21 protein-coding genes are annotated in these 19,493 nt (G+C 66.7%); 11 read left to right on the plus strand and 10 right to left on the minus strand.

Annotation, left to right across the window (positions count from 1 at the left end; translation table 11 throughout):
* Positions 1-7: 7 nt before the first annotated feature.
* The 3 genes from RT513_RS07065 to RT513_RS07075 are packed head-to-tail and all read right to left on the minus strand — an operon-like array spanning position 8 to position 3,740.
* Positions 8-793: a 3'(2'),5'-bisphosphate nucleotidase CysQ gene (locus RT513_RS07065; RefSeq protein WP_290684354.1), complete on the minus strand. Its 786-nt coding sequence runs from the start codon at positions 791-793 to the stop codon at positions 8-10.
* Complete coding sequence (locus RT513_RS07070) at positions 780-2,120, minus strand: TldD/PmbA family protein (protein WP_290684352.1); 1,341 nt, start codon at positions 2,118-2,120, stop codon at positions 780-782. The genes RT513_RS07065 and RT513_RS07070 overlap by 14 nt, the downstream gene beginning before the upstream one ends.
* A 60-nt stretch (positions 2,121-2,180) precedes the next feature.
* A complete protein-coding gene (locus RT513_RS07075) occupies positions 2,181-3,740 on the minus strand; it encodes a DUF2125 domain-containing protein (protein ID WP_313533817.1) in 1,560 nt (519 codons plus the stop codon).
* A gap of 124 nt (positions 3,741-3,864) precedes the next feature.
* Here RT513_RS07075 and RT513_RS07080 point away from each other — a divergent pair, with 124 nt between their 5' ends.
* Genes RT513_RS07080 through RT513_RS07090 form a run of 3 tightly spaced genes read left to right on the plus strand, consistent with a single transcriptional unit; the run spans position 3,865 to position 6,417 of the window.
* On the plus strand, positions 3,865-4,620 hold the full coding sequence (locus RT513_RS07080; protein ID WP_290684348.1) for an SDR family oxidoreductase: 756 nt from the start codon (positions 3,865-3,867) through the stop codon (positions 4,618-4,620).
* On the plus strand, positions 4,617-5,234 hold the full coding sequence (locus tag RT513_RS07085) for an enoyl-CoA hydratase/isomerase family protein (protein WP_290684346.1): 618 nt from the start codon (positions 4,617-4,619) through the stop codon (positions 5,232-5,234). The genes RT513_RS07080 and RT513_RS07085 overlap by 4 nt, the downstream gene beginning before the upstream one ends.
* Positions 5,227-6,417, plus strand: coding sequence for a TIGR03862 family flavoprotein (locus RT513_RS07090; RefSeq protein WP_290684344.1), 1,191 nt, complete (start codon positions 5,227-5,229; stop codon positions 6,415-6,417). The genes RT513_RS07085 and RT513_RS07090 overlap by 8 nt, the downstream gene beginning before the upstream one ends.
* A 3-nt stretch (positions 6,418-6,420) precedes the next feature.
* On the opposite strand, the gene RT513_RS07095 is transcribed toward RT513_RS07090, so the two are convergent.
* From RT513_RS07095 to RT513_RS07105, 3 genes are read right to left on the minus strand one after another with little or no spacing between them, the layout of a single operon-like run.
* Positions 6,421-6,627, minus strand: coding sequence for a Trm112 family protein (locus tag RT513_RS07095; protein WP_088215896.1), 207 nt, complete (start codon positions 6,625-6,627; stop codon positions 6,421-6,423).
* A complete protein-coding gene (locus RT513_RS07100) occupies positions 6,624-7,250 on the minus strand; it encodes an LON peptidase substrate-binding domain-containing protein (protein ID WP_088215964.1) in 627 nt (208 codons plus the stop codon). Before RT513_RS07100 ends, RT513_RS07095 begins: the two co-directional genes overlap by 4 nt.
* 21 nt (positions 7,251-7,271) lie before the next feature.
* Positions 7,272-8,183: a co-chaperone YbbN gene (locus tag RT513_RS07105; protein ID WP_290684341.1), complete on the minus strand. Its 912-nt coding sequence runs from the start codon at positions 8,181-8,183 to the stop codon at positions 7,272-7,274.
* 189 nt (positions 8,184-8,372) lie between these two features.
* Between RT513_RS07105 and RT513_RS07110 the strand changes: the two genes are divergently transcribed.
* The gene (locus tag RT513_RS07110) at positions 8,373-8,723 is read left to right on the plus strand and encodes a NirD/YgiW/YdeI family stress tolerance protein (RefSeq protein ID WP_088215894.1); all 351 of its coding nucleotides are present in this window, start codon (positions 8,373-8,375) and stop codon (positions 8,721-8,723) included.
* 2 nt (positions 8,724-8,725) lie between these two features.
* Here the strand turns inward: RT513_RS07110 and RT513_RS07115 are convergent, their stop codons facing one another.
* Positions 8,726-9,514 carry an exodeoxyribonuclease III gene (locus RT513_RS07115; protein WP_088215893.1) on the minus strand — a complete coding sequence of 263 codons (789 nt, stop codon included), beginning with the start codon at positions 9,512-9,514 and terminating at the stop codon, positions 8,726-8,728.
* 195 nt (positions 9,515-9,709) lie between these two features.
* On the minus strand, positions 9,710-10,396 hold the full coding sequence (locus tag RT513_RS07120; RefSeq protein WP_035743345.1) for a response regulator transcription factor: 687 nt from the start codon (positions 10,394-10,396) through the stop codon (positions 9,710-9,712).
* Positions 10,397-10,567: 171 nt separating this feature from the next.
* Between RT513_RS07120 and ribA the strand changes: the two genes are divergently transcribed.
* Complete coding sequence (gene ribA, locus RT513_RS07125) at positions 10,568-11,656, plus strand: GTP cyclohydrolase II (protein ID WP_290684336.1); 1,089 nt, start codon at positions 10,568-10,570, stop codon at positions 11,654-11,656.
* A 50-nt stretch (positions 11,657-11,706) separates the two neighbouring features.
* A complete protein-coding gene (locus RT513_RS07130) occupies positions 11,707-12,201 on the plus strand; it encodes a L,D-transpeptidase (protein ID WP_290684334.1) in 495 nt (164 codons plus the stop codon).
* Here the strand turns inward: RT513_RS07130 and RT513_RS07135 are convergent.
* Positions 12,150-12,806, minus strand: a complete 657-nt coding sequence (locus tag RT513_RS07135; protein WP_088215890.1) for a YggS family pyridoxal phosphate-dependent enzyme — start codon at positions 12,804-12,806, stop codon at positions 12,150-12,152. The two genes, RT513_RS07130 and RT513_RS07135, sit on opposite strands and share 52 nt — an antisense overlap.
* Before the next feature lie 124 nt (positions 12,807-12,930).
* Positions 12,931-13,944 (minus strand): porin, encoded by a 1,014-nt coding sequence (locus tag RT513_RS07140; RefSeq protein ID WP_179209204.1) that lies wholly within the window; start codon positions 13,942-13,944, stop codon positions 12,931-12,933.
* Positions 13,945-14,195: 251 nt separating this feature from the next.
* Here RT513_RS07140 and RT513_RS07145 point away from each other — a divergent pair, with 251 nt between their 5' ends.
* The 5 genes from RT513_RS07145 (at position 14,196) to RT513_RS07165 (ending at position 19,493) form a co-directional block, all read left to right on the plus strand.
* Positions 14,196-14,705, plus strand: coding sequence for a DUF3576 domain-containing protein (locus RT513_RS07145; protein ID WP_088215888.1), 510 nt, complete (start codon positions 14,196-14,198; stop codon positions 14,703-14,705).
* A gap of 110 nt (positions 14,706-14,815) precedes the next feature.
* Positions 14,816-17,353: a leucine--tRNA ligase gene (gene leuS, locus RT513_RS07150; protein WP_290684328.1), complete on the plus strand. Its 2,538-nt coding sequence runs from the start codon at positions 14,816-14,818 to the stop codon at positions 17,351-17,353.
* Complete coding sequence (locus RT513_RS07155; protein WP_290684326.1) at positions 17,340-17,831, plus strand: hypothetical protein; 492 nt, start codon at positions 17,340-17,342, stop codon at positions 17,829-17,831. The genes leuS and RT513_RS07155 overlap by 14 nt, the downstream gene beginning before the upstream one ends.
* Complete coding sequence (gene holA / locus RT513_RS07160; protein WP_290684324.1) at positions 17,828-18,853, plus strand: DNA polymerase III subunit delta; 1,026 nt, start codon at positions 17,828-17,830, stop codon at positions 18,851-18,853. The genes RT513_RS07155 and holA overlap by 4 nt, the downstream gene beginning before the upstream one ends.
* 100 nt (positions 18,854-18,953) lie before the next feature.
* A complete protein-coding gene (locus RT513_RS07165; RefSeq protein ID WP_088215884.1) occupies positions 18,954-19,493 on the plus strand; it encodes an acyloxyacyl hydrolase in 540 nt (179 codons plus the stop codon).

Here is a 19,493-nt window from a genome sequence, read left to right on the forward strand (position 1 = left end):
GGCTGGTTCACGGATCGGGCAGCAGCCCGTCCAGCAGCTTGCCCTGCAGTTCGGGCGAGGCGGCGACGATGCCCGGCACCAGCGGGACGCGCCGGTTGAACCGGGGTTGCTCTCCGCGCCGGTCCGTCACCACGGCACCCGCCCGTGCGGCGATCAGGGCCCCCGCTGCCATATCCCATTCCCAGGTGTCGCGGAGCACGACCAGCGCGTCGAACCGCCCTTCCGCGATCAGGCAGAGGCGGAAGGCGATGGAGGCGCGGAATACCTGCCGCATCGGCGGGATCAATCCGCCCCGCCACATGCCGGATTGAAGCACGGGCCGGGTCGCGAGGATCGTGCCACCGGACGGATCCGTCCGCCCGCTGGCTCCGATGGGCACGCCGTTCAGCGCCGCCGGTCCGTCGGCTGTGGCGGTATAGAGCGCGGACATCTGTGGAAGATACACGACGCCCGCGATCACGCGCCCTTCCTCCGCCACAGCGATGGAATGGGCAAAGCTCGGTTCTCCCGCCATGAAGGAGCGCGTGCCGTCGATGGGATCGACGATGAACACCCGACGCGCGCCAAGGCGTGCCTCGCTGTCGTCGCTTTCCTCCGACAGCCAGCCATACTCGGGCCGCGCCGTTGTCAGCTCCTCCCGGAGCATCCGGTTGACGGCGAGATCCGCTTCCGTCACAGGCCCCGCGCCGCCCGGTTTCTCCCATGCCTCCGGCTCTCGGCGCCAGTAGCGGGAGGAAATCTCCCCCGCCCGCTGCGCCGCGTCGATCAGAAGGGCGAGGTCATGATCCGGCAACCGTCATTTCCCCGACGAAAAGGCTTGGCACCACGCGGGACAGGTGAGTGCGCGCGTCATTGGCCGGAACGATCCGCGCCAGCATGTCGCGCAGGTTGCCCGCGATGGTGCATTCGTTCACCGGATAGGCGATCTGGCCGCCCTCCACCCAGAATCCCGATGCGCCGCGCGAATAATCCCCGGTATTGGGATTGATCGTGGCCCCGATGAAGGAGGTAACCAGAAGCCCGGTTCCCATGGCGGCAAGCAGCTCGTCGCGCGCGGCCTGCCCCTGGCTCAGTGTGACGTTGGTGACGCCGGGAGAGGGGGGCGCGCTGGTGCCGCGCACGGCATTCCCCGTGCTTTCCATGCCGAGCTGCCGCCCCGTGGCGAGATCCAGCGTCCAGCCCGTCAGCACCCCGTCGCGCACGATCTGGCGGGAGCGGGCGGGCAGACCCTCCGCGTCGAAGGGGCGGGAGCCGAAAACGCCGGGGCGGAGCGGGTCTTCGGTAAGGCTCATCGCCTCCGGCAGCACGACCTCTCCCAGCGCGTCGCGCAGCCAGGAAGAACCGCGGGCGATGGCGCTGCCGTTCACCGCCTCCAGCAGGTGCCCGATGAGCGAACTGGAGATCCGCTCGTCGAACAGCACCGGGAACATGCCCGTCGCCGGCTTCCGCGCGCCGGCGCGGCCGAGCGTTCGTTCCGCCGCGATGCGGCCCACGGTTTCGGCGCTGTCCATGTCGGCCAGTCGGACGCGGCTGTCGGCATAGTAATCCCGCTCCATGCCGGTGCCCGTCCCGGTGATGGCGAGGCAGGAGAGGGAATGCCAGGACCGCGCATAGCCCCCCGAGAACCCGTTGCTCGTGGCGAGATGTATGCGGCGCACCCCCGCCGTGGCAGAGCTTTCCGCCTGTTCGATACCGGTGTGCGAGAGCGCTGCGGCCTCCGCCTCCCGCGCGCGGCTTTCAAGATCGGCGGGCGTAGGTGGTTCCTCCTCCGCCGAAAGTTCCAGCGCCGCCGTGTCCCAGTCCCGCGCCAGTTGCCCGGGCTCCGCGAGGCCGACCCAGCGATCCTCCGGCGCGGCGCGCGCCATGGCGACGGCGCGTTCGGCGATCTCGTCCAGCGTGCGCGCGCTGACGTCGGAGGCGGAGACGCAGGCCTGCCGCTTGCCGATCAGCACGCGGAGACCGATCTCCACCCCGTCGGAGCGGGACGCCTGCTCCAGCCGCCCGTGACGGACATCCACCTCCACGCTGGAGCCGTCCACGGCGAGGGCATCCGCCGCCTCCGCCCCTGCGCGGCGGGCCGCGTCCAGCACCGCCACGGTCAGTTTCTCAAGATCCGCCATTCTTTCGGGCCTCCATTACCGTTCTGAGGTAGGCCACCCCCGGCGCGAGGGCAAGCGCGCTCAGGGCAGCAGGCCCTTGCCATTGGCGCGGACCGACCCGCTCTGGGTCAGCTCGATGCGGGTCGTCAGCGTGCCCGGCTCCGGTCCGGGGCGGGAGAATCCCTGCAGCATCATCTTGGCGACCATCGCCTGCTGGGGCGCGAGCAGGCCAAGCTGCACGAGCCTGTCCACCGCCTGATCGCTGCCCCGGATCGTCAGGTCCAGCCCGCCCACGGGTTTCGGCAGGCCGTCCCATGTCGTCAGGTCGCTGTTGTCGATGGTGAAGCTGCCGCGCCCCTTCACCCCCGCGCCGATGGCGGAAATGTCCAGATCGTCAATATTCACCGTCTCGAACTGATAGGGCGCCTCGGCCATGGCCGACGGGTCGGACGGGTCGGCCAGCCAGCGCATCGTGCCCGAGAGCGCGAGCGAGACCAGCGCCGGGTCGCGCGGCAGAATGCCGGTGGGATCGACCTGTTGCCACAGCAGGTCGTCTGCGCGCACCCCCTCCAGCCTGCTCATGAAGCGGAAGGGTTCGGCGGCCTCCGCGACCCGCGCGGGAAAGGCCGCGTCGAAATTCGCACGATCCGCGGTGAGCGACATCGGGGGCGCTTCCGGCCCGCCGCTGACGCTCAACCGCCCGGCCTCCGTCTCCCCCTTGTAGGCGACCTGCCCCTGGGTGAGCGCGTAATCCGCGCTGCCGCGCTCGGCTGTCGCCTCCACGATCCGCAGCTGGCCCTCCGGGTCGGTCTCGGTGAGCGTCAGGCTCACCGGCCCGTGGCTCAGCGTTCCGCTGGCGGAAAGGCGGATCAGGTCGGCGAAGGTCGCGCCCCCGGCGATCACCGGCAGCGCCCCGGTGGACCGGGTTTCGACCGATTGGGCGGACAGAACCATCTGATAGCTGCCGCCGGGGCCGTCGGTCATCGCCTCCTCCCCCTCCGGCCCGCTCTGGGAAAGGGTGAGGCCCGCAGCTTCCACCTGCGTCCGGGTGTCGATCTCACGCTCCGTGTTGGCTGCGCCGGTGAAGCGGTAGGTGCCGGTGACACCGCTCGCCGTCATCTGAAGGGCGAGCGATCCGTCCACCGTCTCGCCGCTCTCCATCTCCTCCAGCGTGGCGGTGAGGTTCGGCATGGCCATCTGGTAGGTGACATCCTCCGGCTGGCCCGTCGCATGAAGAGCGAGGCCGGGATGGCTGATGAGGAGCGTCATCCGCGTCGGCACGGCCTCCTCCTCCCCGTCGGCAAGCGCCTCGGGATCGGGGGGGAGGGTGCTCTCCACCAGAACGGGATATTCGGGGCTGAAGGTGACGTCGACGGCGCCGCCCGCGCCGGTCAGGGCGATCTGCGGGATGGTGCCGCTGATCCGGTCCGACCCGTGCATCGCGCTGAAGGCGACATCCGTGAGCGTGAGCGTCCCGCCCGCTTCCGCCGTATTTCCAGCCGAGAGTTCCTGCCCCGCAGCATTCGCCTGCGCTTGCCAGTCCTGCCACAACCCTGCCGGGGTCAGATCGGCCCGCGCGGCGAGCGTGGTTGCCATGAGGATCGCCGCCGCGCTAAGCACGGGGCGGGCGAGCTGCGGCATGAACTTCCGATACGGCATCGTCGAACCCTTCGCGTCTGGAGGCCGGGGCCACCATCTGGTGCGCCGGAAGGCAGGTCAAGCCCTTCGCCCGATCCCGGACGCGTGCTGACGGAGAGGTGACAGGATGGCGGAACTAGAGGGGCGGACTGCGCTGATAACCGGCGCAGGGCGTGGCATCGGCGCGGCGACGGCACGGCTTTTCGTGGCCGAGGGCGCGCGCGTGGGGCTTGTGGGCCGGAACGCGGCGCAGCTTGCCGGGCTTGCGGCGGAACTTGGGCCGAATGCCCATGCGCTGCCCTGCGATGTCGCCGAATTCGGACAGGTGAGTGCCGCGGTGGACCGGCTGGCGGCGGTGTTCGGCGCGCCCGATATCCTCATCAACAACGCGGGTGTCGTCGATCCGATTGCCCCGCTCGCGGACAGCGATCCGGCGGATTGGGCGGCCTCCGTCACCATCAACCTGACCGGCGTCTATAACGGCATGCGGGCGGTTCTGCCGGGAATGCTGGCACGGGGGGCGGGTACGATCATCACCGTCTCCTCCGGCGCCGCGCACAACCCGCTGGAAGGGTGGAGCGCCTATTGCTCCGGCAAGGCGGGCGCGGCGATGCTGACGCGGGCCTGTGATCTGGAGAACCGCCAGAAGGGTATCCGCGTCATGGGCCTGTCGCCCGGAACCGTGCGGACGGAGATGCAGGTCCGCATCCGGGCCTCCGGCATCAACCGGGTGAGCCAGCTTGATCCTTCGGTCCATGTGCCGCCGGAATGGCCAGCACGGGCGCTTTTGTGGATGTGCGGCCCGGAGGCGGACGGCCGTCTGGGGGAGGAGCTCGCGCTCCGGGACGAGGGCCTGCGCGCAAGGCTGGGGCTTTCCGCGTGATCCGCCTCACGGAAACGGCGGAGGGGGCCTGGATCGTCACGCTCGATCGCCCGGAGAAGGCGAATGCGCTGACCCGCGCCATGCTGGTGCGGCTTGTCGAGATCATGGTGGAAGCCCGCCGGGCGGAAGCCCGCGCCGTGATCCTGACGGGCAGCGGCAAGGTGTTTTCCGCCGGGGCCGATCTGGACGAGGCGCGCGCGGGGCTTGCGACCGACCCGATCTGGGTGGAGCTTTCCGCCGCCGTGGCGGGGGTGCCGGGGCTCACCATCGCGGCGCTGAACGGCACGCTGGCAGGGGGTGCGCACGGCATGGTGCTTGCCTGCGACCTGCGGATCGCGGTGCCGCAGGCCACGTTCTTCTATCCCGCCATCCGGCTGGGCTTTGTCCCGCCCGCGCCGGACCCCGGTCGTCTGGCGGCGCTGGTCGGCCCGTCGCGGGCCCGGATGATCTTCCTCGCCGGTCAGCGGATCGGCGCGGAGGAGGCGCTGCACTGGGGGCTGGTGGACCGTCTCGTTCCGGGTGAGGCGCTGATGGAAACCGCACACGACCTCTCCGCCGCCGCGCTCGCCGCGAAGGAAGGGGTGACGGCGGGGATCAAGGCGCTCCTTGGCTGAGCGCCCGGAACCCGTCGATGCGCTGGTGATCGGCGCGGGGCCAGCTGGCCTGATGGCGGCGGAGGTTCTCGCCGCCGCCGGTCGCCGCGTCGTGGTGGCGGAGGGCAAGCCCTCGCCTGCGCGCAAGTTTCTGATGGCGGGGAAATCCGGCCTGAACCTGACCAGGAACGAACCGCTGGAGGCGTTTCTTGCCCAGTATGGCACGGCGGAGGAGAAGCTTCGCCCCATGCTCACCGCCTTCGGGCCGGAGCAGGTCATCCATTGGGCGGAGGGCTTGGGGGAGCAGGTGTTCACCGGCAGCACGGGCCGGGTCTTTCCGCGGGCGATGAAAGCCTCTCCGCTGCTCCGCGCCTGGCTTCTGCGGCTCGGGCAAGGGGGGGTGGAGATCCGCACCCGCTGGCGCTGGACCGGCTGGGAGGACGGGGCTTTCGCCTTCGACACGCCCGCGGGGAGGCGACGGATCTCCCCCCATGTGACGGTACTGGCGCTTGGCGGGGCAAGCTGGGCCCGGCTCGGCTCGGACGGGGCATGGGCGGAGCAGCTGGCGGCAAAGGGTGTGCCGCTCGCGCCGTTCCGGGCCGCGAATGCCGGGTTGATCGTGCCGTGGTCGCCGATGATGGAGCGCCATCACGGTGCGCCGCTGAAGGGGATCGCCCTTTCCGCAGGCGCCCTGCGCAGCCGGGGGGAGGTGGTGATCTCTGCCCGCGGGCTGGAAGGCGGCGGGCTTTATTCCGTAGTCGCGGACGTGCGGGACGGCGCGCCGCTGCTGATGGATCTGATCCCCGACATGACGGAAGCGCAGGCGGCGGAACGGCTTGGCGCGGGCCGGAAGGGCGAGAGCCTTGCCAATCGCCTGCGCAAGGCGCTTCGGCTGTCGCCCGCGGCCATCGCGCTGATCCAGGAATTCGGACGACCGCTGCCGACGGATCCGTTGGGGCTTGCGCGGCTGTTGAAACATCTGCCCATCCGGCATAGCGGCCTCCGCCCGCTGGACGAGGCGATCTCCACGGCAGGCGGTGTGCGCTGGGACGGGGTGGACGCGGATCTCATGCTCCACGCCCTGCCCGGAACCTATGTCGCGGGCGAGATGTTGGATTGGGAGGCACCGACCGGGGGCTATCTCCTCACCGCCTGTTTCGCCACCGGCCGCCATGCGGGGGAAGCCGCGGCGCGCCGGCTCTGAGCCTCACAGGCAGCGCGCCTCGCTCACCAGCATGATCGGGATGCCGCTGCGGATCGGGAATGCCAGCTTTGCCGCGCGGGAGACCAGTTCCTGCCGCTCCGCATCGTAGGACAGCGCCTGATGGGTGACGGGACAGACGAGCGATTCCAGCATCCGGCGGTCGAACAGCGGGGCTTCCGCTGCCTCGGCGGGGGCAAGGTCGATGGTCATTGCATGATCTCCTCTTTCGATCCGCCGCGCAGCCCGTATTCAAGCAGGGTTGTCAGCACTTCCCGGCGTTCGGGCAGGGTCGGGGCCTCCAGCAGGGCCTGCCGGTCCTCCACCTCAAGGGGCAGAAGCTGCGAGAGGGCGTTGATGAGCATCTCGTCCTCCGCCTCCTTCAGGCTGCCCCAGTCGGTGGACAGGCTGTGCGACTCCATGAAGCGGTGGAGCAGGTCGAGAAACTCCTCCCGCTCAAGGGACGGATCCGTCTCCGCATGGCCGATGTCGCGGGGGTAGTCGGACCAGTCCACCCGCGCCCGGAGATAGGGGGTGAAGCCCGGAACCTCCTCCAGCAACCGGAACCGCGCGATCCCCGTCAGCGTGATGAGATAGCGCCCGTCCTCCGTCTCGGAAAAGGAGGAGATCCGCCCTGCACAGCCGATGGCGAACACCCCGTCCTCCTGTGGCTGGATCATGCCGATCAGCCGCTGGCGGGTGCGCAGGCAATCCTCCATCATCGCGAGATAGCGCGGCTCGAAGATATGCAGCGGCAGCTTCGACCGTGGCAGAAGCAGCGCCCCCGGCAAGGGAAAGAGCGGCAGCGTATCGGGCAGGTCGGATTCCTTGATCATCGCCATGGCGGGCACCGCCCGTCAGAAGAAGATCATGGAGCTGAGACGGCGGCGCCCCTTCAGCACGATCGGATCCTGCGGTTTCAGCGCATCGAAGATGGTGAAGAGCTGCGCCTTGGCGGCACCGTCGTTCCATTCCCGGTCACGGCGGAACAGGTCCAGAAGCTCGTTGACCCCGCCCTCCACATCGCCGCTGGCGTGAAGCGCCTGCGCGAGATCGAAGCGCGCCTGAAGATCGGCGGGATCGGCCTCAACGCGCGCACGGAGTTCCGTTACGGGGCCCGCATTCGCGGCCTGTCGGGCAAGCTCGATCTGGGCGCGGGCGGCGTCGATCTCCGGCGCCGCGGCAAGCTCGGGCGATAGGGTGTCGAGCAGGGTTGCCGCCTCCTCGACCTGTCCAAGCGCGAGCCGCGCCCGCACAAGCCCGCCAAGGGCAGCGGCGCTGGCCGGATCCTCGCCGAGAATGGCCGCAAAGGTTTCCGCGGCATCCTCCGCTGCGCCCTCTGCCAGCATCTGCTCCGCCGCGGCGATCGCCTCTCCCAGACCGCCGTCACCGGCCAGCGCCGCGACGCGTTCCACGAAAGCACTCACTTCGGAATTGGGCAAGGCACCCTGAAAGCCATCAACGGGCTGGCCCTGCCAGAAGGCATAGACCGTGGGGATCGATTGAATGCGGAGCTGGGACGAGATCGTCTGCGCCTCATCGACATTCAGCTTCACCATTCGGACGCGTCCGCCCGCCGCCATGACCGCCGCTTCCAGCGCAGGGCCAAGCTGGCGGCAGGGGCCGCACCACGGTGCCCAGAAATCCACGATGACCGGAATATCGCGGCTCGCCTCCACCACGTCGGCCATGAAGGTCGCTTCGGTCGTGTCCTTGATCAGCTCGGCGTCTGCCTGCGGTGCTGTGCTCTTCTCGCTCAGTCCCAGCATGGATATGCCCCCTTGGAAAATCGTTGCCCTCTATATGAGGCGACCGATCCGAAACACCAAGAGCGAAAGCGAGACGCGGTATCTTTGCCGCAACTTATGCGCGCTCGACGGGAACCGTTACAAACCCTTTGCGGTTTCAATGTGAGATAGGTGACAACCGTCAAGCGATTCCGAGAAAGGTCTCTCGTCATGAAGATGCAGCAGATGCCCCTCGCCTTCGTGGTTCTCGCTGGTGCGGCCGCAGCTCCGGCGCTGGCGCAGTATATGGGGTCGTCCGGGCGGAGCACGATCTCCTCCGTCGCGGAGGTGCGGTCCGCGGGCGAAGCGTCCCGCGTCAGCCTGAACGGCGCGCTCATTGCCCATCATGCGGAGGATGTCTTCATCTTCCGCGATGCTTCCGGGGACATTCCGGTGCGGATAGATACGGCGCTTTGGCGCGGTGCCGACCTTGGCCCGGGAACGGAGGTGCGCCTGACGGGTGCCACCGCGGGGCGCGGGGAGCGCCGCCGGGTGGAGGTCAACGCCTTCGACCTGCAGTAGGCCTACAGGTCGAAAGTGGCAAAAACCGGCACGTGGTCGGAGGGTTGCTGCCAGCCGCGGGCCGCCCGCAATACCCGGCTTCCATGACCGGCTGAAACGATATCCGGCGTGGCCCAAATATGGTCGAGGCGACGCCCCTTGTCTGCCGAGTCCCAATCCGGGGAACGGTAGGACCACCAGCTGTAAAGCCGTCCGTCCGGTATGTCCTGCCGCGTCACATCCACCCAGCGCCCGGACTCCCGCACCTGCTCCAGATGCTCGACCTCAACGGGCGTATGGCTGACGATGCGCAGCAGTTGCTTGTGGTTCCACACGTCGTCTTCCCGCGGGGCGATGTTCAGATCGCCGACGAGAATGGCCTTATGCGGCCGCTCCACCTGAAAGAACCGCGTCATGTCGGTCAGGAAGTCGAGCTTCTGGCCGAATTTCACATTGGCCTCCCGGTCGGGAATGTCACCGCCGGCAGGGACGTAGAAATTATGGATCGTCACGCCGTTCTCAAGCTCGGCCGCGACATGGCGGGCGTGGCCCAGCGTGGCAAAGTCCCGGTCGCCGGCATCGCGGAGCGGCAGCTTCGACAGGATTGCGACGCCGTTGTAGCCCTTCTGCCCCCGTGCGACCATGTGGGTGTAGCCCAGGGCGCGGAACTGCTCGACCGGGATTTTTTCAACCGGCGATTTGCATTCCTGCAGACACAGGATGTCAGGCGATTCCTCTGCCAGCAGGCGCTGAACGAGCCCTTCGCGAAGGCGGACGGAGTTGATGTTCCAGGTGGCGATGGTAAAGGTCATGGGCGTCTCCGGCTGGCGGCGGGACCATGCCAACCGGGCGCGGGGAGGGCAAGGGAGCGGGACAAAAAAGGGCCCGGCACAGGGCCGGGCCTTTGAGGTGCCAACAGGGAGTTTCCGTATCCTGACCCCGATACGGGAGGGCTTCGCGGACCTAATGCTCCGGGAGACACATTGGTTCCGCCAGATCGCGTGAAATCAGGCGACCAGCCGATAACCGCCCGACTCGGTCACCAGAAGCCGCGCATTCGAGGGATCAGGCTCGATCTTCTGGCGAAGGCGGTAAATGTGGGTTTCAAGCGTGTGGGTGGTGACGCCCGCATTGTAGCCCCAGACCTCATGCAGCAGCACATCGCGCGGCACGACGCCCTCGGAGGCGCGGTAGAGGAACTTCAGGATGTTCGTTTCCTTCTCCGTCAGACGGATCTTCCGCTCCCGCTCGTCGATCAGCATCTTCATCGAGGGTTTGAACGTATACGGGCCAAGCTGGAATACCGCATCCTCGGATTGTTCATGCTGGCGGAGTTGCGCGCGGATGCGGGCAAGCAGAACCGGAAACTTGAACGGCTTTGTGACGTAATCGTTCGCGCCCGCGTCCAACCCCAGAATGGTGTCGCTGTCGCTGTCATGGCCGGTCAGCATGAGGACAGGACATTTCACCCCCTGCTTGCGCATCCGGCGGCAGAGTTCCCGCCCGTCGGTATCCGGCAGGCCCACGTCGAGGATCACCAGATCGAAAATGCCGCCCTTGACCTTTTCCATCGCGTCCTGACCGTTCTCGGCTTCGAACACGTCGAAATCCTCGGTCATGACGAGCTGTTCGGAGAGCGCCTCGCGGAGATCGTCGTCATCATCGACGAGCAGGATTTTCTTCAGGTTGGCCATGGCTCTCTCCTCTCGGTATCGTGTGCAGGGGACATTGGCATCCCGGCGCTGTCCGGCAAGGGAAGCGGGCCAATTGCTACAAAGCCTCACGCCGACGTGTCGCGGGGCGGGGAAATGTTTCAATTTCCTGCAGCAGCGCCTAGATGGGGGGTGTCTTGAGAGGGCAGGTTCATGAGTCTCATTCCCGGTATTGTCGAGCGGATCGCGCGGGCGCGTGCGGACCTTCGGATGGGTCTGCCCGTGGTTCTGATGACCGATACCGAAGGCGCGCTGGCGCTGGCCGTGGAAACGCTGGATGAGGAGCGGCTTCGCGATCTGCGCGCGATCGGGCACCCCGTTCTCGCCATCACCGGCTGGCGGGCGGAGACGCTGAAGGCGCGGGCCTATGACAATGATCTCGCCCGGATCACCGTGCCCGGCGATGTGGATGCGCGCTGGCTCCGGTCCGTGGCAGATCCTGCGGATGATCTCCGCGTGCCGATGAAGGGGCCGCTACTGGCGGAGCGGGAGGGAGGGGCGGAGTTGCATCGTGTGGCGCTCCAGCTTGCGAAATCCGCGCATCTGCTGCCGTCCGCGGTGCTGGTGCCGCTCGATCATCCTGCGACCTTTGCCGCGGAGAATGAGCTGACACTCCTCTCTGCCACTGCCGCGGCGGATGAACTTCGGCAGTCGGTGCCCCTGCTGCCGGTCGTTTCGGCGCGCGTGCCCATGGCTGCGGCGGAAGCGGGGCGGCTGCACGTCTTTCGGCCGGAGGATGGAGGGGAGGAGCACTATGCCGTTGAAATAGGTCGCCCGCCGCGGTCGGAGCCGGTTCTCGCACGGCTGCATTCCGCCTGTTTCACGGGGGATGTGCTGGGCAGCCTGAAATGCGATTGCGGTCCCCAGCTTCATGCCGCGCTGGAGCGGATGGGAGAGGAAGGGGCGGGTGTGCTCCTTTACCTCAATCAGGAGGGTCGCGGTATCGGTCTGGCCAACAAGATGCGCGCCTACTCGCTTCAGGATCAGGGCTTCGACACCGTGGAAGCCAACCACCGGTTGGGCTTCGAGGATGACGAACGCGATTTTCGCATCGGCGCGGCCTTGTTGGCGCGGCTTGGATTTTCGGAGGTCCGGCTGCTTACCAACAACCCCGCAAAGGTGCGGATGATGGAGGCCAATGGCATCCATGTCGTCGAGCGTGTGCCGCTGAAAGTTGGCAGGACCGCATTCAATGAGGGATATCTGGCCACCAAGGCGCGGAAGTCGGGGCATCTGCTTTGACGGGAGATCTCGTCCTGACACCCACCGGATTGCGCTATGGGAACCGGTTGATGCCCTGCACCATAGGGCGGGGCGGTATCGTGCCCGACAAGCGCGAGGGGGATGGCGGAACCCCGGTCGGGCGGCATGAGATCGTCGCCATGCTCTACCGTCCCGACAGGATCGACCGGCGGCGGCTCCCTCGCTGGGCCGTCCCGATCCGTCCGGGGGACCTGTGGTCGGACGATGTGGCTGACCCGGAGTACAACCAGCTCGTCGCGGCGCCGCACGACTGGAGTCACGAGAGCCTTCGGCGGCCCGACCCGCTCTACGATCTCATATTGGTTACGGACTGGAACTGGCCCGATGCGCTGCCGGGTCGGGGGTCCGCGATTTTTCTGCACAGTTGGCGACGGCCCGGTGCGCCGACGGCGGGGTGCATCGGACTGTCGCGCCACAACCTGTTGTGGCTGGCTAGACGCCTGACGCCCCGAACGGCGCTGCGTGTCAACGATCAGCCTTGGGGGTTGCGGGCCCCGAAGAGGGCAGAGCCGACCCGCACATAGGTTGCACCATGGGCGATGGCGGTCTCGAAATCATCGCTCATGCCCATGGAAAGCTCGTGAAGGCCATTCCGGGCTGCGATCCTTGCCAGAAGTGCAAAGTGAAGCGCGGGTTCCTCCTCCACCGGGGGGATGCACATCAGCCCGACAACGGGCAGGTCCATCGCCCTGCATTCGGCGACAAAGGCATCCGCTTGGGCGGGGAGGCAACCGGCCTTCTGCGGCTCCTCTCCGGTGTTGACCTGAATGAACAGCCGGGGAGAGCGACCGCGCTTTTGTGCGAGATCGGCAAGGACATGGGCCAGTTTGGGCCGATCGAGGGCGTGGATCGCCTCGAACAGATCCACGGCCTGTTTGGCCTTGTTGGTCTGCAGCGGGCCGATCAGGTGAACTTCGGTTTCCGGGAAACGGGCGCGGAAATCCGGCCATTTGGCGGCGGCCTCCTGCACCTTGTTCTCTCCGAACAGGCGCTGACCTTCTTCCAGAACGGCCTCCACCCGCGCGTTCGGCTGGACCTTTGACACCGCTATGAGATGGACCGATCCCGGCGCGCGGCCCGCCTCTGCTTCGGCCTTGGCTATACGGTTCCTGATATCGATAAGCGGCATCCTGGATTCCTTTCTTTGCGGTGAAAGGGATCACAGCAGCACGAAAATGAACAGATCCGACCCCCCGCCGGACCAAATGAAAAGAGCGGGCCAAGGCCCGCTCTCTCCGTAGATGGTCGTCGGATCAGAACTTGAACACGACGCCGAAGTCGGCGACGGTTTCGTCTTGCGCGATGATCGAGCCGGACTGGTTGTCCTGGATGTAGGCACCATCCGGACGGTCCATTTTCATGACGCCGCCTTTGAGGGTCGCGCCACCGCCGAGGTTGTATGCCGCGCCGAGGCCGTAGTATTTCGCGTCGCCCGTCGTGTCGAGGCTCAGCTCACGGTAGAACGCAGTGACCGTGGTCGGGCCCATCTTGTAGTCGAAGGACACGCCGTACTGGTCGAACTTCTGGAACACGGACGGGGCGATCAGGTCGCCAGTGTTGACGTCGTAGTCGTTGCCCGCGAAGTTGTAGGCTTTACCTTTGCCGTAGAAGCCTTTCAGAGCCGCGTCGCCGAAGGCGGCGTTGGCGCTGACGATCCATTGGTATTCACGCTCGTAGTTTTCGGCCTTGCGGGATTCGTAACCGCCAGCCACGCCGAAATCGCCGAAGTCGTAGGTCGCGCCGACCGAGTACTGCTCGAAGCGCGGGGTGTCTTTGTCGGTGTTGCCGTGCATACCGCCGGCGGTGCCGTCGCTCATGCCGGCATAGAAGCCGAAGTCACCGAAGCTGTAGGAATACAGCAGGTAGGGGTCCTGAATATTGGTGTAGTTCAGGTATTCGGTTTCGTACCATTCCATGATGGAGTTGGCGTTCGAATAACCGATCCCGGAGAGATCGCCCACGGCGTTCTCAAGAGCGCCATCGACGTCGCCCATGGCGATCTTGCCGAATTCGCCCGAGATGAAGATGTTGCCCGCGGCACCCACGGTACCATTGGCAGAGTTGTCGGCACGGATGGAGCCGCCGAAGGTCAGACCGCCGTCCGTTTCACCGGCCATGGTGAAGATGGCGCGGATACGGCTGTTGAAGTTGGCGTTCTCACCATCGTAGACGATACCCATGCGGCCGTCGCCGGTGACCGCGACTTCGGCAGCGGCGACACCAGCGGTCATCACCAGCGCGGTCGTCGCGAACAGGATCTTTTTCATCGTTTTCCCTCGTGGTTCAAGGTGCAGCCCAATCCAGGGAAATCCGAACTGGGAATGAGACTGTATTTCCCGCCCGGACCCCATATTGCAAGCGAGCCGCGTGCCCCGCCTGACAAGGGATGATGCATGGTGCAGCTTTGCCACACCGGGTTTTCCGCTCCGGGGCGATGGAAAAGGCTTAGGGACTTGTCCGCTTCGGGACCGTCGGATAGACAACAGGGAAGGCAGACTGCGCAGAACGGATCGGACGGATGGCCCTTGGCACTCTCTCGCAAGTCACCCTGGGCGGAAGCCGGGCGGCTGTCGGACTTCTCTGTGGCGCGCTGCTTCTTGCGGGCTGCGCCAACAACACCACCGATCAGAACATCCCGGTCGGGTCGCTGGAAAAGGAGCTCGCCGCCGGGCGGGCCGAAGGCGGCACGGTCTGGGATCTGTTCTCCGAGCGGGACAACCCGAACACCACCGTCAACGTCAACAAGTATATCTGGAACGCGGCGCTGGACGTGCTGAACTTCCTGCCGATCCAGACGGTCGATCCCTTCGGCGGGGTGATCGTGACGGGGTACGGCACGCCCCCTGGCGGCGGGCGCGCCTATCGCGCCACTGTCTATGTGCGTGATCCCGCGCTCGATGCCCGGTCGCTGAAGGTTTCGCTCCAGACCCAGGGCGGCCGCGCGGTGAGCGCGGAGACGGTGCGCCAGGTGGAAGATGCGATTCTGACCCGCGCCCGGCAGCTCCGCATTCAGGACGGTCGCCTCTAGCATCCGGCCGGTGCAGCCGGTCTTGCTGCGACCGCGGGCGAATGGCCTAGACCTTGGCGGCGTGGCCGGTGTATTCCGGCCCGGATCCCGAGCCGCCTGAGGAAGCCCATATGTCCCGCTACGATCCCTCCGCCAGCGAAGCGAAATGGCAAGCCGCCTGGGCGGAAGCGGATGTGTTTACCGCCAGACACGATCCCGCCCGGCCCAAATACTACGTGCTGGAGATGTTCCCCTATCCTTCGGGACGCATCCACATGGGGCATGTGCGGAACTACACCATGGGCGACGTGGTGGCGCGCTACAAAAGCTCCTCCGGTTTCTCGGTGCTGCATCCGATGGGATGGGACGCGTTCGGCATGCCGGCGGAGAACGCCGCGATGGAGCGGGGCGGCCACCCGAAGGAATGGACCTATTCCAACATCGCCGACATGAAGGCGCAGATGAAGCCGCTCGGCCTCTCCATCGACTGGAGCCGGGAGTTCGCCACCTGCGATCCCGAGTATTACGGCCAGCAACAGGCGCTGTTCCTCGACATGCTGGAAGCGGGGCTGGTCTATCGCAAATCCGCGCAGGTCAACTGGGATCCGGTGGATATGACCGTGCTCGCCAACGAGCAGGTGATCGACGGCCGCGGCTGGCGCTCCGGCGCGCTGGTGGAGCGGCGGGAGCTGACGCAGTGGTTCTTCCGCATTTCCGATTTCGCGGGCGAGCTGTCGCAGGCGCTGGACGGTCTGGAGAAGTGGCCGGAAAAGGTCCGGCTCATGCAGCGGAACTGGATCGGCGAATCGAAGGGGCTGCGGTTCGCCTTCTCCACCGTCGATGCGCCGGAAGGGCATGACCGGATCGAGGTCTATACCACCCGGCCCGATACGCTGATGGGGGCGAGCTTCGCGGCCATATCGCCGGATCATCCGCTTGCCAAAGCGCTGGAGCGGCATGACCCCGTCGTTGCCGCCTTCGTGGAGGACTGCCGACGGATCGGCACGTCCGAGGAGGCGCTGGAGAAGGCCGAGAAGAAGGGCTTCGATACCGGCATCCGCGTGCGGCACCCGTTCGATACCTCCTGGGAACTGCCGGTCTATATCGCGAACTTCGTGCTGATGGACTACGGCAGCGGGGCGATTTTCGGCTGCCCGGCCCATGATGCGCGCGATTTCGAATTCGCCACGAAATACGGACTGCCGATCGAGCCGGTGTTCGAACCGCTGGACGGCGCCGCCGAACTGCCCTTCGTCCCGCCGAAGTCGGAGCCTGTCCGCTACATCCGCGGTTTCGCGGGCGAGGAGGTGCAGACCGGGGAGACCGCCGTCGCTGCCGCCGTCGCCTTCTGCGAGACGAACGGGGTGGGGCAGGGTGTCACCAACTATCGCCTGCGCGACTGGGGCCTGTCGCGGCAGCGCTACTGGGGCTGTCCGATCCCCGTGGTGCATTGCGCGGCCTGCGGTGTCGTGCCGGAGCGGAAGGAAAACCTGCCCGTCCGGCTTCCCGATGACGTCACCTTTGACCAGCCGGGCAACCCGCTGGACCGGCACCCCACTTGGCGGGACGTGTCCTGCCCCTCCTGCGGAGGCCCGGCGAAGCGCGAGACCGACACGATGGATACGTTCGTCGATTCGTCCTGGTACTACGCCCGCTTCACCGCGCCCCGCGCCCCCACGCCGACCGACAAGGCCGAAGCCGATTACTGGATGAATGTGGACCAGTATATCGGCGGTATCGAGCACGCGATCCTGCACCTGCTCTATTCGCGGTTCTTTGCGCGGGCGATGAACATCACCGGCCATCTGCCGGCAAAGGCGGCGGAGCCGTTCGACGCGCTGTTCACGCAAGGTATGGTCACCCACGAAATCTACATGACCCGCGATGAGCGGGACCGTCCTGTCTATCACCTGCCCGATGAGGTGGAGAACGGCCGCCTGAAGGCCACGGGCGAGGCGGTGGAGATCATCCCCTCTGCCAAGATGTCGAAATCCAAGAAGAACGTCGTCGATCCGTTGAGCATCATCGCGGAATTCGGCGCGGATACCGCGCGATGGTTCATCCTGTCCGACAGCCCGCCCGAACGGGATGTGGAATGGACGGCGGCGGGGGCGGAGGCCGCGTTCAAGCATCTGTCGCGGGTCTGGCGTCTGGCTGTGGAAACGGCCTCATCGGAGGCCGCGCCCAATGCGGAGGATGAGGCGCTGATTCGCGCCACCCACCGCGCGATAGACGAAGTGACGCGGACCATCGACGGTTTCGCCTTCAACAAGGCGGTGGCGAAGCTCTACGAACTGACCAACACCCTGTCCCGCTCCGCCGCCGGGGCAGAGGCGAAGCGGCAGACGATGCGCGTGATGGCGCAGCTCATGTCGCCCATGGTTCCGCATCTCGCGGAGGAGGTCTGGGCGCTGCTCGACGGGGAGGGGATGGTCGTCTCCGCCCCCTGGCCCAAGGCCGATCCCGCCCTGCTGGTGGAGGACAACGTGACCCTGCCCATCCAGATCAACGGCAAGCGGCGGAGCGAGATCACTGTGCCGAAGGACATGCCGCAGGCGGAGGTGGAGAAGCTCGTCCTTGCCGACGAGACGGTGGTGAAGGTGCTGGCCGGCGCCGCGCCCAGAAAACTGATCGTGGTGCCGGGGCGGATCGTCAATGTGGTCGCCTGACCGCCGTTCCTTCCTGCTGGCTGCTCTGGTTCCGCTGGCGGGCTGCGGCTTCGCCCCTGCCTACGGGACAAACGGACGGGCCAATGCGCTTCGGGGCGCGGTGCGGGTGGATGATCCGACCGACCCCGAAACCTATGCCTTCCTCGCACGGGTGGAGGAGGTGCTGGGCCCGCCGGAAGCGCCGCGCTATGCTCTTTCCTACCGGATCCGCACGAAGGAATGGGGGGTGAGCATCTCCCGCGATGACCTGACGAGCCGCTACCAGCTTTTCGGCGAAGTGGCTTATTCGGTGAAGGATCTCTCGACCGGAAAACAGGTGCATAGCGGCACCGGCTCCAATTTCGTGGGCTATTCGGGCCTTGGCTCTGCGGTTTCCAGCCGCGCGGCCAAGGTGGATGGCGAGAAGCGCCTGATGCGGCAGCTTGCCGATCAGGTGACGGAGCAGCTCATCGCCACCTATGGGAGCTGGAAGGCGTGAAGTTCTCCGCCCGCGATGCGGCGCGGTTTCTCGCCCGGCCCGATCCCGCCGTGCCGGGTATGCTGGTCTACGGGACGGATCCGATGCGGGTCGCGCTCCGCCGGAAGGAAATGATCGCAACCCTCATCGGCCCGGAGGGAGAGGCGGAGATGCGCCTGACCCGCATTCCCGGCGGCGATCTGCGCAAGGATCCGGCGCAGGCAGGCGATGCGATGCGGGCGCAGGGCTTCTTCCCCGGTCCCCGCGTCGTTCTGGTGGAGGAGGCGACGGACACTGTCGCCCCCGCCATCACCGCGGCGCTTCAGGACTGGCGGCAGGGAGATGCCCAGCTCGTGGTGACGGCAGGTGCGCTCACACCCCGCTCCGCCCTTCGCAAGCTGTTCGAAGGTCATCCGAAAGCCCCGGCCATCGCGCTTTATGACGATCCTCCCAGCCGGGAGGAGATCGAGGCCACGCTGTCGCGCGAGGGGGTGGGCGCCATCTCCGCCGAGGCGATGGGGGAACTTCTGCTGCTGGGCCGGGAACTGGAGCCGGGCGATTTCCGGCAACTGGTGGAAAAGCTGGCGCTCTACCATCTGGGCGATGCGGCGCCCGTCAGCCCTGCCGACGTGGCCGCCGTGGCTCCCGTGACGATGGAGGTGGAAACGGACGATCTGCTTCACGCCGTCGCCGAATCGCGGACGGGAGAGATCGGCCCCCTCCTGCAGCGGTTGGAGGGGCAGGGCGTGAACCCGGTGACGCTTTGCATCTCGGCCACCCGGCATTTCCGCGCGCTCCACGCCGCCGCGTCCGACCCGGGTGGTCCCGCTTCCGGCATCTCCCGTGCCCGCCCGCCCGTGCCGTTCCGCAGCCGCGAGCGGATGCAGCGGCAGGTGCAGAGCTGGGGCATTCGGCGGCTGGAGGAGGCGATCCGGCTGTTGGTCGATACGGACCTCACGCTCCGCTCCGCGCAGCGCGCGCCCGTCATGGCGGTGATGGAACGGGCGTTCCTCCGTCTGTCGGAAATGAACCGCCGCCGCTGACTGTGACCGGCTTGCCCTGACGGGCGAATTCTCACGCGCGCGTGATGGACAATGAACCGTTGCAAGCTAAACCCAAGGGAGGGGTCCTTGGGAGAGCAGCATGACCAGAGATGGAAATTCGGTGCGGAACTCGATCGGCGCGCCGCTGACGCTTCTGGCCGTCGCCGTTACGGCGGGCTTCATGCTGGCCACGCCTGCTACCGCACAGTCGCTGACTTTTGCCGCTGGCTCGACCGCAGATGGGGACGCTGTTTTCCGTCTGGGGTATGTCCGCCCGTGGTCCGGCAGCTATCTGGAGCGCTGGGGTTTCGAGCGGCTGGTCGAGGTGACCGTCGCCAACTGGCAGACCGGCCCGGGAGACGACTCCGTGCAGCTCATCACGCTTGCGCCGGTTTGGCACCGGCCGATCTGGGGCGATCTCGGGGTGGAACTGATGATCGGGTTCGGCTTTTTCAGCGATCAGCAGGTCGGCAAGCATGACATGGGCTCTCAGGGCCATTTTCAGACAGGCTTCGGACTCTCCTATCCGGTCGGGCCGGGTTATCTCACGGCGGACATCCGGCATTATTCGAACGCCGGGCTGGCCAAGCCAAACCCGGGGATCGAGGTCTATACGGTCGGCTATTATTACCGGTTCTGA

It is taken from the genome of Haematobacter sp., assembly GCF_032102465.1.
Lineage (GTDB): Bacteria > Pseudomonadota > Alphaproteobacteria > Rhodobacterales > Rhodobacteraceae > Haematobacter.

What these genes read in the sequence shown, in the direction of transcription:
- RT513_RS07135 (WP_088215890.1), bottom strand. Translation starts at nt 12,806, where the DNA reads ATGCCGCTTATCGATATCAGGAACCGTATAGCCAAGGCCGAAGCAGAG.
- RT513_RS07080 (WP_290684348.1), top strand. Translation starts at nt 3,865, where the DNA reads ATGGCGGAACTAGAGGGGCGGACTGCGCTGATAACCGGCGCAGGGCGT.
- leuS (WP_290684328.1), top strand. Translation starts at nt 14,816, where the DNA reads ATGTCCCGCTACGATCCCTCCGCCAGCGAAGCGAAATGGCAAGCCGCC.
- RT513_RS07120 (WP_035743345.1), bottom strand. Translation starts at nt 10,396, where the DNA reads ATGGCCAACCTGAAGAAAATCCTGCTCGTCGATGATGACGACGATCTC.
- RT513_RS07145 (WP_088215888.1), top strand. Translation starts at nt 14,196, where the DNA reads ATGGCCCTTGGCACTCTCTCGCAAGTCACCCTGGGCGGAAGCCGGGCG.
- RT513_RS07070 (WP_290684352.1), bottom strand. Translation starts at nt 2,120, where the DNA reads ATGGCGGATCTTGAGAAACTGACCGTGGCGGTGCTGGACGCGGCCCGC.
- RT513_RS07130 (WP_290684334.1), top strand. Translation starts at nt 11,707, where the DNA reads ATGCCCTGCACCATAGGGCGGGGCGGTATCGTGCCCGACAAGCGCGAG.
- RT513_RS07140 (WP_179209204.1), bottom strand. Translation starts at nt 13,944, where the DNA reads ATGAAAAAGATCCTGTTCGCGACGACCGCGCTGGTGATGACCGCTGGT.
- RT513_RS07095 (WP_088215896.1), bottom strand. Translation starts at nt 6,627, where the DNA reads ATGACCATCGACCTTGCCCCCGCCGAGGCAGCGGAAGCCCCGCTGTTC.
- RT513_RS07165 (WP_088215884.1), top strand. Translation starts at nt 18,954, where the DNA reads ATGACCAGAGATGGAAATTCGGTGCGGAACTCGATCGGCGCGCCGCTG.
- RT513_RS07110 (WP_088215894.1), top strand. Translation starts at nt 8,373, where the DNA reads ATGAAGATGCAGCAGATGCCCCTCGCCTTCGTGGTTCTCGCTGGTGCG.
- RT513_RS07100 (WP_088215964.1), bottom strand. Translation starts at nt 7,250, where the DNA reads ATGATCAAGGAATCCGACCTGCCCGATACGCTGCCGCTCTTTCCCTTG.
- RT513_RS07105 (WP_290684341.1), bottom strand. Translation starts at nt 8,183, where the DNA reads ATGCTGGGACTGAGCGAGAAGAGCACAGCACCGCAGGCAGACGCCGAG.
- ribA (WP_290684336.1), top strand. Translation starts at nt 10,568, where the DNA reads ATGAGTCTCATTCCCGGTATTGTCGAGCGGATCGCGCGGGCGCGTGCG.
- RT513_RS07075 (WP_313533817.1), bottom strand. Translation starts at nt 3,740, where the DNA reads ATGCCGCAGCTCGCCCGCCCCGTGCTTAGCGCGGCGGCGATCCTCATG.
- RT513_RS07155 (WP_290684326.1), top strand. Translation starts at nt 17,340, where the DNA reads ATGTGGTCGCCTGACCGCCGTTCCTTCCTGCTGGCTGCTCTGGTTCCG.
- RT513_RS07115 (WP_088215893.1), bottom strand. Translation starts at nt 9,514, where the DNA reads ATGACCTTTACCATCGCCACCTGGAACATCAACTCCGTCCGCCTTCGC.